This is a genomic window from Ferrimonas senticii DSM 18821 (assembly GCF_000422665.1).
GTDB classification, from domain to species: Bacteria; Pseudomonadota; Gammaproteobacteria; order Enterobacterales; family Shewanellaceae; genus Ferrimonas; species Ferrimonas senticii.
Window position 1 is genome coordinate 85,467 of the sequence record NZ_AUGM01000017.1, and the last position, 11,385, is coordinate 96,851.

Below are 11,385 nucleotides of genomic sequence, written 5' to 3' on the forward strand. Positions count from 1 at the left end.
TGATTGCGCCATTGGTTAACCGTTAATGCTGCCGCAGCAACCGAGGTTGCAACAGGGGCGTTAGTGCCAATGTGGCGCCGATCGCATTGTCTGTGACTTACTGTGAATTTTGCTTTAATTCACAGTCGCATTGATTGCATTTGGTGGTAACATTGGCGCCCACGCAACCGAGAGCGAACACTCTGTTCTGTTTCTAACTTACTAAATTGCTGAAATGTTAGCGGGATTTGACGATTGTTACTCGGCTATATGTTGGTAATAAAACAACATGTTGAGCTGAGTTAGCGATGTGAAAAAATGTAATCTCAAGCGACTGCAAATTTAATTGGTTAATCAATGGGCAGTTTGCGTGACCTTGCTCACATCTGTATTGGTCACTGATGATTGTGGCTTGAGCAGGGCAGAGTGATGGTATATCGGTAGGCGTACCTTTCCCCAAGTTGGGGAAATAACTAAGAAAATTACTACAACGAGAGATCTCTGATGAAAAAAGCGATCGCTGCAACTGCTGCGGCAGTTTCACTGGCCCTGACTTCGTTGGTCGCTGGTGCGGCTGAATTTAAACCTGCTGTGGCCTACGACACCGCCGGTAAGCACGACAAATCGTTCAACCAAGCGGTATTTGAGAATGGTGTTACCGCCTTTCACAAAGACAAAGGCGTTAAGGTTCGTGAGTACACCCCATCAAACGATACTCAGCGTGAGCAAGGCTTGGAGCGCCTAGCAAAACGAGGTCACTCGCCAATCGTTGTAGTCGGCTTTAACTACTCTGCCGCGCTGAGCAAAGTAGCGCCGAAGTTCCCAGAAACCGATTTCGTTATCATCGATTCAGTGGTTGATCTGCCAAACGTTAAGTCACTGGTGTTCGCTGAGCACGAAGGCTCGTTCTTGGTGGGCGCGGTTGCGGCAATGAACTCTAAGACCAACACCGTTGGTTTTATCGGCGGCATGGACATCCCACTGATCCGTAAGTTTGCTTGTGGTTTTGAACAGGGTGCTAAGTACGTTTCTAAAGACGCCACCGTACTGCAGAACATGACTGGCTCTACCCCAGCGGCATTTGCCGATCCAGTTCGCGGTGCTGAGCTGGCGAAGTCGCAGTTCTCCCAGGGCGCTGATGTGCTGTTTGCCGCCGCTGGTGGTACCGGCAACGGCGTATACCAAGCGGCTAAGGATGAAGGCAAGTTTGCTATCGGTGTTGACTCCAACCAAAACTACCTACACCCAGGCGTGATGCTGACCTCAATGGTTAAGCGCGTTGGCTACACCACCTACCAGATGTTCGAAGATTACCAAGCGGGTAAGTTCGAGGCTGGCATTCAGGCCAACGGTCTGGCTAACGGCGGTATCGCTTGGGCACTGGATCAGTACAACCGTGATCTGATCTCTGCCGAGCAAGAAGCCCAAATCGACGCCATCGCCCAGAAGATCATCACTGGCGAAATCGTGGTTCACGATTACATGGCTAACAACAGCTGCAACTACTAATTCGGTAAGTTTTAGCTCGTTACCAAAGCCTCACCCTGCGTCTGCTAGGTGGGGCTTTTGCCCACTCGGGCATTGGTCTAATTCAAATTAGACGACTCTACAGAACTCACCCGCAAAGCGAGATAAGCAATGGCTCAAGCCTCCAATACGTCGCCTCTGGCGTTGGAACTGCGCGGCATTGATAAACGATTTGGTGCTGTCCACGCTAACCAAAACATCAATCTGCAGGTTCCCGCTGGGACGGTCCACGGCATCATCGGTGAAAACGGTGCCGGTAAATCGACCCTGATGAACATCATCTACGGCTTTTATGAAGCGGATCAGGGCGAGATCCACGTGGCAGGCAAGCGCTGCAATATCACCAATTCCCGTGAAGCGATCGCTTCTGGAATTGGCATGGTGCATCAACATTTTATGTTGGTGGACAACTTTACTGTGCTGGAAAACGTGGTGCTGGGAGCCGAGGACGGCGCGATGTTAGGCACCAGCTTGCGCAAGGCTCGTAAAGAGCTAGAGCGACTGGCCGACGAATATGAACTGCGAGTACCACTGGATAAAACCATCGAAGAGTTACCAGTGGGGCTACAGCAACGGGTAGAGATCCTTAAAGCGTTGTACCGCGGTGCCAAGGTGTTGATCCTTGATGAGCCAACCGGGGTGCTGACGCCGCAAGAGACCGATCACCTATTTAAAATCTTGGACGCGCTGCGTGCCCAGGGGGTAACCATTTTGTTGATCACCCACAAATTGCGGGAGATTTTGGCGGTGACCGATAACGTATCGGTGATGCGTCAGGGACAGATGGTTGGCCACGTTAAAACCAGTGAAACCAATAAAGAAGAGTTGGCGGAATTGATGGTTGGTCGCAAAGTTCGCTTGAAAGTGGAGAAGCAAGACGCGACCCCGCAACAGGTGCTGCTGGCGGCCAAGGATCTGACCTACACCGACAGCCGCGGCGTTGACATGCTTAAGAACGTCAACATTGAGATCCGCGCTGGCGAAGTGGTTGGCATTGCTGGGGTATCCGGTAATGGCCAGTCGGAACTGATGGAGGTGCTGGCTGGTATTTTGGCGCCAACCAAAGGCGCGGTGATTATCGGTGACCAAGTTATTGATGCCGAGCACCCAAGCACCCCTAAAGCGATGCGGGCGATGGGCATTGGCCACGTTCCTGAAGATCGCTTGGCGATGGGGCTTATCAAAAGCTTCAGCGCGGAAGAATCAGCCATGCTGGGGATCCATGAACAGGCCCGTTACAACGGCGCCATTCTCAACAAGCCGAAAGCGATCACCGATACCTGCGCCGATTGGATGGAGGAGTGGGACGTGCGCCCACGGGATCCGAAACTGCGCAGTTCGCTGTTTTCTGGCGGCAACCAGCAAAAGCTGATTATCGCCCGTGAAGTGGCGCAAAACCCAGATGTGTTGATGATTGGTCAACCGACTCGTGGCGTTGATATCGGCGCGATTGAATATATCCACAAACGCATTGTCGATATGCGTGACCAAGGCAAAGGCGTGCTGTTGGTATCGGTAGAACTGGATGAAATTTTGGCATTGTCGGATCGCATCGTGGTGATGTTCGATGGCCATATTGTCGGGGAAGTCGCGGCGGCTCAGGCCAACGAACGGATCCTTGGCATGATGATGGCTAACGTGATTCCTGATGAACTGCAGCAAGCCGGAGAAAGCCTGTGAACAACAATAATTTACCAACGTGGATCAACGTTGGCGTGCTGCCATTGCTGAACGTGATGTTAGCGTTTGCGGTGATGGCGCTGCTGTTTATTGCCATTGACGTTGACCCTGTGGAAGCCGGGGCACTGATTGTACAAGGGGCGCTGGGCTACCAAGAGGGGATCGGCTACACCCTGTACTACGCCACCAACTTTATCTTTACCGGTTTGGCGGTTGCCGTGGCGTTCTCCGCTGGCCTGTTTAACATCGGCGGTGAAGGCCAAGCCTACATCGGTGGTCTGGGTACTGCGATTGTCTGTTTGGCACTGGATCACACCATGCCGTTCTTGCTGCTGTTCCCGCTGTCATTGGCTGGCGGCATGCTGTTTGGTGCCTTGTGGGCGCTGATCCCAGGCTACCTGCAAGCCTACCGTGGCAGTCATGTGGTGATCACCACCATCATGTTCAACTTCATCGCGTCCAGCTTGATGGTGTACTTGATGGTTAACGTGTTTAAACCCGCCGGTGAGATGTCGGCGGTATCACGACTGATGACCGACAGCGCCCAATTGCCGTTTATTCATGATCTGCTGGCGATGGTGGGCATTGAGTTTGAAGCCAGCCCGCTGAATGCGTCGTTCTTGCTGGCACTGCTGGCGCTGGTGGCGGTTTGGACTTTGCTGCGCCGCACTCGCTGGGGCTACGCGATTCGGGCGCTTGGGGCAAACCCAACTGCGACCAACTACGGCGGCATCAATCCCAAACGATTGACGGTGATTGTGATGCTGATCTCCGGCGCATTGGCGGGGATGCTGGGGATGAACGAGATCACCGGCTACAGCCACCAGTTGCGTCTGGATTTTGTTGCTGGTTACGGCTTCACCGGCATTGCCGTGGCATTGATTGGTCGTAACCATCCGGTCGGTATTTTGCTGGCGGCGATTCTGTTTGGGATCTTGTTCCAAGGTGGCAATGAACTGGCGTTTGAATACGACAACGTTGAGCGAGAAATGGTGGTGGTAGTGCAGTCGCTGGTCGTGCTGTTCTCGGGGGCGTTGTCGCTGATGTTGGTTAAGCCGGTCGGCAAGATTTATCACCTGTTTGCCAAGAACAAAGAGGCCTAAGCGATGTTCGATACCATTATTTTGTTGTTGGATTCGACCTTACGGATCTCAACGCCACTGTTGCTATTGGCACTGGCTGGGTTGTTTTCAGAGCGCTCTGGGGTGGTAAACATCGCCTTGGAAGGTAAGCTGTTGGCGTCGGCGTTTGCCGCTGCGGCGGTGGCTTATTGGACCAATAGCGTTTGGTTTGGTCTGTTGGCGGGCATCGTTATCGGTGTCATCACCGCCATGATCCACGCGTTTGCGGCGATCACTCATAAAGGCGATCAGGTGGTCTCTGGCACTGCCATCAATATGATGGCCGCCGGTTTGACTATCGCCTTGGGCCGTTACTGGTTTGAGATGGGTGGGCAAACCCCAGCACTGGTTGGCGAACAGCGCTTTACCCCAATAACCTTGCCATTTGCCGAGGCGTTAGCGGACGTGCCGGTTGTTGGTGCTATCTACTCGACCTTGCTGTCGGGACACACCTTGCTGGTGTACGGCGCGTTTGCGTTGGTGCCACTGTCGTGGTGGGTATTGCAGCGCACCCGCTTTGGTCTGCGTTTGCGCGCCGTGGGTGAAAACCCGCATTCGGTTGATACCGCCGGCATCTCGGTAGCGTGGCTGCGCTATCGGGCACTATTGATTGCTGGCGTACTGGCGGGGATCGCCGGGGCTTATCTGTCTACTGCCCATGCTGCGGGCTTTGTGCCTAACATGAGCGCCGGTAAAGGCTTTATCGCGCTGGCGGCACTGATCTTCGGTAAGTGGCGTCCAGTGACGGTGATGTTTGGCTGTTTGCTGTTTGGCTTCTTGGATGCGCTGGCTGTGCGGATGCAGGGGGTTGAACTGCCGGTGATTGGTGAAGTGCCAGTGCAAGCGATTGAAGTGTTGCCATACGTACTGACGGTGCTGCTGTTGGCTGGCTTTATCGGCAAAGCGGTTGGCCCGAAAGCGGTAGGAACCCCGTACGAAAAGACCCGGTAACCGGGCGTCTGATGCGATAAAAAAGAGAGGCATAACGCCTCTCTTTTTTTATGTTATTAACGTGGGTTCGCTTGCTTTAAGCCGATGCGCTTGCCAAGCCAGACACCCAGTCCTAATGGGGCAAAGAACACCACCAGCAAGAACAGGATCAGGTACAAAATCAGACTTTGCAGGGTGTTGGTCAGTTCACTAAACACTTGGGCTACGGTGCGCTCGACCAAGGCGTCGGCCTCACTGGCGACCGCTTGGCGTTCACGAGCAACCAGTTGCTCCAGCGCCAGCCGTTCCCGTTCGACCATCTTCTCTAGTGCCTGACGCTCAACCGACAACTGGGCCAGATTGCGTTCGGCACTGGCGTCCAGTTGGGTTAGCAGCGGGGTCAGTTCTTGACGCATATCGACCGCCAGTTGTTGCATCAGCTCTGGGCTTTGCGCCATCAGCGCTTGGAATTTGGCGGAGGTGGTGCTGATCTGCTGTAAGGTTTGCTGTAACTCTTCAGAGTTGATGTTGGAGTGCAGCGCGAACAGCTCGGCTTTCCAGCCGAGGATTTTTGGGGTTTGTGCCGCTAACATCGCCATTCGATCAGACATATCGGTCATCACCTCTGGCACGCTACCAAAGGTGGTGACGGCGTCAAATTCGCCGATGCCTTGGAACTTGAGCCAATCATTAAAGGCTGACACCCGCGGGAAAGTGATATCAAACAGCGGGTACTGCTCGACGTACTGTTGGATAAATTGCTGGTTTTTTTCAAACTCGGCGCGGCTCATCAGGCCGCGCATCCGCCGCTCGTAATCCCCCAGCAGTTGAGCACTGGTGGTGGCCGCTAAGGCGCTCCGGTCGCCAAACAGTCGTTTGCCATTGCCGCTGTCAAAGAACGCCTGCATCTGGGCGGTAAAAGCCCAAGTGTCGACCATCGCCGCTACCGGCGACACTTGAAAGATGGTTTGTCCAAGAGTTTGCTCGGCGGAAATTTTCCACAACAAGGCGTTGCTCTGAGCGGCCAGATCCCCTTGTTGAATGATCGCATCGGCGCTTTGCTCTACGCCGGCGTAAAAGGTGCTGGCATAGTCGCGGGTAAACACGCGCATGCTCAACTGTTCTTTCGGCAGAGGCTCAATACCGCTTTCCAGCTTAACTTCCAATAGCGAGCAGCCACTGAGCGCGAGGGCAATAGCGCCAGCAAACAGCATGGGGCGAACAGATTTCATTGTTATACACCGTTACAGATACCAAAAAACGCCGCGAATTGTAGGGGTTATTGGCTAAAGGCGCGACATAATCGGTTGGATTAGTAAGCGTCTATACCATGGCGTCATTGCGGTTGACGGCAAAGAGGTTTGGCATGGCGGTAACGCCATGATCATTCGACCGCTTTGCTTCACAGTTTGGTGATTTGCTGGCGAACAAAAATGGTCGCAACTGCTGTGTAATTGTGATCGCGATCGCGTATTTGGTGTGTTTTTTCATAACTCTTCATAGGTTGATCTAAATCATTCACAACTTGGCGGTACCTGTTCATACCTAAGCAATATCCTAACCCTAAGAAATTGTTCAATTTGATGCGGCTTGGGTGCTTCGGCGCGACCGCAGAGTAAGAGGTAGAACAGATGCTTCGCCGTGATTTTATGAAGATGAGCGCCTCCTTAGGCGCTGCTGCGGTCGTGACTGGGTGTAACCGTGAATCCGCCAAGCCGGTAGTGGATGCCAGTGTGCCAGTGGAAGAGACCCTAAACTGGTCCTCCTGTTTGGTGAACTGTGGCTCCAACTGCCCAGTGCGGGTGTTCTCGCAGAACATCAATGGTCAGCAAACCATTACCCGTATCGAGACTGACTTTGTCCGTAAAGGCGAAACCGATCAGTACGGCAAAGACCATAACGTGCGTGCCTGTCTGCGTGGCCGTTCGCTGCGTCAGCGAGTGTACGCACCAGATCGCCTGAAATACCCACTGAAACGGGTTGGTCCTCGTGGCAGCAACCAGTTTGAGCGCATCAGCTGGGATGAAGCCTTCACGATTGTGGCGAGCGAATTAAAGCGTCTGCGTGATCAGCATGGTCCGGAATGTACCCACTTTACCTATAACTCCGGTGCCGGTTACCACTTCGCTGGTAAGCAGAACCTGTACCGTCTAATGAACATCATGGGCGGCTATCTGGGCAGCTATGGTGATTACTCTTGGGCGCAGTTGTACAAAGCCGCAGAGTACACCTTTGGTTCCGCCAACTATGGCTGGAAGGGCTCTTCCAACGCCGAGATGAAAAACTCTGACTTCGTATTGATGATTGGTCACAACCCATCAGAAATTCGCATGTCTGGCTCTGGCGAGTCCTACGACTACCTCAATATCATCCAAGCCAAGCAGCGCGCACGTGCCGCCGGTACCGAAAAGTTTAAGTGTGTGATCATCGATCCGCGCTACACCGATTCGGCGCTGGGTAAGGAAGATCAGTGGATCCCAGTACGTCCGGGAACCGATGCGGCGTTGGCCGAGGCGATGGCGTACGTGATCATCACCGAAAAGCTGTACGATCAGCAGTTCCTCGACACCTACGTGCAGGGCTTTGATGGCAACACCATGCCAAAAGGCTATGGCTTTAAGCACTCCTACAAAGCGCACATTTTGGATGCCACCAAAGACAACGGCAGCGTTGGTAAGAACGCCCGTACTCCAGAGTGGGCCGAGCGCATTTGTGGCGTAAGCGCCGATACCATCCGCACCTTGGCTCGCGAGTTTGCGGCGGCGAAAGCGCCGTTTGTCCACACCGCCGCGGCACTGTCTCGTCAGGCTTCTGGTGAGAACAACCTGCGTGCGTGTTACATGCTACCGCTGCTGGTCGGTGCGGTTGGCCGTGCTGGTACCAACACCGGTGCGTTGTGCTCTGGGGCGTCCTTGAACGCGCCAAAGATGCCAACACTGGGTCACCTGAACACCGTTACCAAAGCCATTTCGTTCTTCACTTGGACTCAAGCGATTGAAGATGGCGAAAACATGACCGTGCTTAAAGATGGCGTGAAATTGCCAGCGGATCAGTTGGATGCCAACGGCAACGGCAAACTGGGCGTGAACATCAAGGCGATCATCAACTACGCCGGTAACGCGCTGATCAACCAGCACGCGGAAACCAACGAAACCAAGCGCATTCTGTCCGATGACAGCAAGTGTGAGTTGATCGTAGTGATCGACAACTGGATGACCCCATCGGCGCAGTGGGCCGATATCGTGCTGCCAGACGTAACTTGGCTGGAAACCGAAGACGATCTGGTTAACCAAGCTTACGCGGCGGGTGATACCGGCACGCTGATCCAGATGTCCTCTGCGGTTGGGCCAATGTGGGAATGTCGTGATGCCTACGATATCTGCCTTGGTTTGGCGGAGAAATGGGGCGTGACCGAGCAGTTCACTGAGGGTAAAACCAAAGATCAGTGGCGCGCCGAGTTCTACGCTGAAGCGCAGAAGTCGACCCCAGAGCTGCCAAGCAAAGAGGTAATGAAGCAGCAGGGTATTTTCCGTAAATACCTGCCACATGGCTCATACATCGTGCTGGAAGACTTCCGCAACGACCCAATCGCCAACAAGTTGGCAACCCCATCTGGCAAGATTGAGGTGTTCTCCACCACTCTGCAGCAGATGGCTGACACTTGGGACATTGCCGCCGGTGATACCATCACCGCGATCCCTAAGTACGTACCAACTTGGGATGGTTACCAAACCAACAGCGACATCGCTGGTGAAGCGGAGCGCCATCAGAAGTACCCGCTGCAGCTGCACGGTTACCACACTAAGGGGCGGGCGCACTCCTCTTACCACAACGTGCCATGGCTGCGCGAAGCGGTCCAAGATGCGGTGTGGATGAACCCGCTGGACGCTGAAGAGCGTGGTTTGCAGAGCGGCGATATCGTTCACGTATTTAACGATCGTGGCACCATCGAACTGCCAGTGAAGGTAACCCCGCGGATCATGATCGGCGTTACCGCGCTGGGCCAAGGCGCCTGGGTTAAATTTAACGAACAAGGCATTGATGTGGGCGGTTGTTTGAATACCGTGACCTCCCAGCGTCCAACTCCGGTGGCAAAAGGCAATGGCCAGCACACCAACCGAGTTGAGATTAAAAAGGCGTAATAGGAGCGGAATATGACTAGCCGACACATGAAAGTTAAGCCAGAAATCAAACAGCAGTACGGCTTTTACGTAGACACCAGCAAATGTACCGGTTGTAAAACCTGTCAGGTCAGCTGTAAAGACCGCTCCGATCTGCCGGTGGGCGTCAACTTCCGTCGCGTTTACGAATACGGCGGTGGCGTTTGGCGCAAAGACGCTGAAACCGGTGTAGTAAGCCAAGACGTATTTGCCTACTACACCTCGATCAGCTGCAACCACTGCACTAAGCCTGCTTGTGTGGAAGCCTGTATCACCTACGCCATGCACAAGCGTGCAGAAGATGGCTTGGTGGTGGTGGATACCAGCCAGTGCATCGGCTGTGAAGCCTGCGCCCAAGCTTGTCCTTATGACGCCCCGCAGATGGATCACGCCAAAGGTCACATGACCAAGTGCGATGGCTGTTTCGACCGCGTTGCCAAAGGCTTGAAGCCAACTTGTGTGGAATCTTGCCCAATGCGCGCGCTGGATTATGGTTTGATGGAAGAGCTGCAAGCGAAATACCCAGAGGCGACTCGCCCAGATATCGCGCCGCTGCCAAGCTCGGATTACACTCAGCCAAACTTGCTGATCGCCAAGAACCGCCTGCATCAGCCAACCGGTTCAAAGCGCGGTGACGTGCTCAACTACGCTGAAGTTTAATTGGCATTTATGATTAACGGCGCGCCTCGGCAGCGCCGTTTGTTTATCTAAGATAGGGACAGAGATGTTAAATCTAACCGATATGCAGGCCTATCAAGCGCAAACTAACCTGCTGTATCACGCGCTGTACTTCGCGCCGACCGCTGAGTTTGTGCAGATGTTGCAGCAGGCGCATCTGAGTGACAGTTGGCCGATGGCCGGTGAGGTGTTGACGCGTGAGCAGGGCTTGAGTCACTTGGTTAAGGCGCTGGCGCAGCCGCAGGCACTGATGTTGGCAAAGCAAGATCACACGCCGTTGTTTATTGGACCAGGGGATCTGGGCGTGATCCCATGGGGTTCACCCTACCTGCATGAAAAACGGCTGCTGTGCGGCCCATCCACCCAAGCGCTTGGTCGTTTCTATGAGCATCATGGCATCGACATTAGCACCGACAACAACGAACCGGTGGATCACATCGGCTTAATGTTATCGGCGGTGTCGGCGCTGCTGGCGCTGGAGATGCAACAGCAAGATGGTCACGCGTTGGCGGCGGTGAAAGTGCTGCTAGAAGAGCATCTGCTACCGTGGTCAGGTCGTTTCCTCGAATTGTTGGCGCAAGCGGCCAACAGCGATTACTACCGTGGCGTTGGTTTGTTAACCCAATCGGTGCTGATTGGCTTACAACACGATCTGAAACTGACGCCACTGAAATTGCAGTTATTTCAGTAGGGAAGTAGGGCGTGTTGACGTTTGGTGTTCAGAATTTGGTCGAGGATAGCGGCTGTCAATCGAGGATTGCGATTGAAGGCCTAGTTGCTCTACGTCGAAATCGTATGACGAAGAGTGACAGCTGCTAGCCCGACCCTGCAAGGCGCTCCATAGTGAGCACTAAACAGCAAAATTAACCAACCAATATCAATTGGCTTTAAAAAACAGCCAAAAGCGGGCGCAAAAATATACAGTAAAGGTCAACACGCCCTAATAAGATTACCCAAAGCTACTTGTTGGGTCCCTGATGAATGGCTTGGTTGCTCCGCATCGAGATTCCTATATTCTCGTGACTGGATAGCCAAGTTCATTCAGCAGCTAAGGACAGCAGCACATGCAGATTAAACTCCATGCGAATGCCACCACCACACCGAAAATTCGGAAACTGATCCAACAATCAACCAAACCAGTGGCAGTGCTCGCTAGAGAACTCGGTGTGGCTGAATCAACCATCCGTCGCTGGAAGCGTCGAACGACGGTAAATGACGGCTCCCATACCAAGCACAACTTGGGCACCACATTGAGCAAAACTCAGGAGTTCATTGTGGTGGAGTTGCGCAAGACGTTGTTGTTACCGTTG

The 11,385-nt window shown here is 53.6% G+C and carries 9 protein-coding genes and 1 pseudogene; 8 read left to right on the forward strand and 2 right to left on the reverse strand.

The window, feature by feature from the left end:
• Window positions 1-483: 483 nt before the first annotated feature.
• The 4 genes from G506_RS0110310 (at window position 484) to G506_RS0110325 (ending at window position 5,258) form a co-directional block, all read left to right on the forward strand.
• Complete coding sequence (locus G506_RS0110310; protein WP_028116793.1) at window positions 484-1,488, forward strand: BMP family lipoprotein; 1,005 nt, start codon at window positions 484-486, stop codon at window positions 1,486-1,488.
• A gap of 129 nt (window positions 1,489-1,617) precedes the next feature.
• The gene (locus tag G506_RS0110315; protein ID WP_028116794.1) at window positions 1,618-3,186 is read left to right on the forward strand and encodes an ABC transporter ATP-binding protein; all 1,569 of its coding nucleotides are present in this window, start codon (window positions 1,618-1,620) and stop codon (window positions 3,184-3,186) included.
• On the forward strand, window positions 3,183-4,289 hold the full coding sequence (locus G506_RS0110320) for an ABC transporter permease (RefSeq protein ID WP_028116795.1): 1,107 nt from the start codon (window positions 3,183-3,185) through the stop codon (window positions 4,287-4,289). Before G506_RS0110315 ends, G506_RS0110320 begins: the two co-directional genes overlap by 4 nt.
• A gap of 3 nt (window positions 4,290-4,292) precedes the next feature.
• On the forward strand, window positions 4,293-5,258 hold the full coding sequence (locus tag G506_RS0110325) for an ABC transporter permease (RefSeq protein WP_028116796.1): 966 nt from the start codon (window positions 4,293-4,295) through the stop codon (window positions 5,256-5,258).
• A gap of 56 nt (window positions 5,259-5,314) precedes the next feature.
• Here G506_RS0110325 and G506_RS0110330 read toward each other — a convergent pair whose 3' ends face one another.
• Together G506_RS0110330 and G506_RS20935 are read right to left on the reverse strand one after the other, a co-directional pair.
• Window positions 5,315-6,469: a hypothetical protein gene (locus tag G506_RS0110330; protein WP_028116797.1), complete on the reverse strand. Its 1,155-nt coding sequence runs from the start codon at window positions 6,467-6,469 to the stop codon at window positions 5,315-5,317.
• A 91-nt stretch (window positions 6,470-6,560) separates the two neighbouring features.
• The gene (locus G506_RS20935) at window positions 6,561-6,728 is read right to left on the reverse strand and encodes a hypothetical protein (RefSeq protein ID WP_156904869.1); all 168 of its coding nucleotides are present in this window, start codon (window positions 6,726-6,728) and stop codon (window positions 6,561-6,563) included.
• Window positions 6,729-6,868: 140 nt separating this feature from the next.
• Between G506_RS20935 and G506_RS0110340 the strand changes: the two genes are divergently transcribed.
• From G506_RS0110340 to G506_RS20710, 4 genes and pseudogenes are all read left to right on the forward strand, one after another.
• Complete coding sequence (locus G506_RS0110340) at window positions 6,869-9,379, forward strand: DMSO/selenate family reductase complex A subunit (RefSeq protein ID WP_028116798.1); 2,511 nt, start codon at window positions 6,869-6,871, stop codon at window positions 9,377-9,379.
• A 12-nt stretch (window positions 9,380-9,391) separates the two neighbouring features.
• Window positions 9,392-10,057, forward strand: a complete 666-nt coding sequence (locus tag G506_RS0110345; protein WP_240473411.1) for a DMSO/selenate family reductase complex B subunit — start codon at window positions 9,392-9,394, stop codon at window positions 10,055-10,057.
• A 64-nt stretch (window positions 10,058-10,121) separates the two neighbouring features.
• Window positions 10,122-10,766 carry a TorD/DmsD family molecular chaperone gene (locus tag G506_RS0110350; protein ID WP_028116800.1) on the forward strand — a complete coding sequence of 215 codons (645 nt, stop codon included), beginning with the start codon at window positions 10,122-10,124 and terminating at the stop codon, window positions 10,764-10,766.
• Window positions 10,767-11,139: 373 nt separating this feature from the next.
• Window positions 11,140-11,385 (forward strand): annotated as a pseudogene (locus tag G506_RS20710) (IS481 family transposase); the annotation flags it as partial.